This window comes from Klebsiella sp. HN106, from assembly GCF_051209435.1.
Taxonomy (GTDB): domain Bacteria; phylum Pseudomonadota; class Gammaproteobacteria; order Enterobacterales; family Enterobacteriaceae; genus Klebsiella; species Klebsiella oxytoca.
This window is the reverse complement of record NZ_JBLURD010000249.1, coordinates 1-290: the sequence shown is the minus strand read 5'-3', so window position 1 is coordinate 290 and position 290 is coordinate 1. Positions and strand designations below refer to the sequence as shown.

The 290-nt window shown below is 41.7% G+C and carries 1 protein-coding gene; it reads left to right on the top strand.

The features are described from left to right. The coding region (locus tag ACSIPU_RS31120; RefSeq protein ID WP_435322557.1) for a type IV secretion system DNA-binding domain-containing protein at positions 1-290 on the top strand (290 nt) is incomplete at both ends.

Here is a 290-nt window from a genome sequence, read left to right as displayed (position 1 = left end):
CCCGGTGATGTGATTCTTAGCCCCTATGATAAACGTTCTCCCGGTTGGTCAATGTTCAACGAGATACGCGATGACTTTGACTATGATCTCTATGCTGTATCTATTATTCAGGAAAGTAAGGAGCGTTCAGCAGAGGAATGGTATAGATATGGTCGTCTTATTTATCGTGAGGTATCAAAGAAGTTACTCACGCTTAAACGTAGCCCAACAATGGAAGAAGTCATGCACTGGTGTACCATTGTTGAGAATGAAAAATTAAAAGAGTTTGTGAAAGGTACACCTGCGGAAGC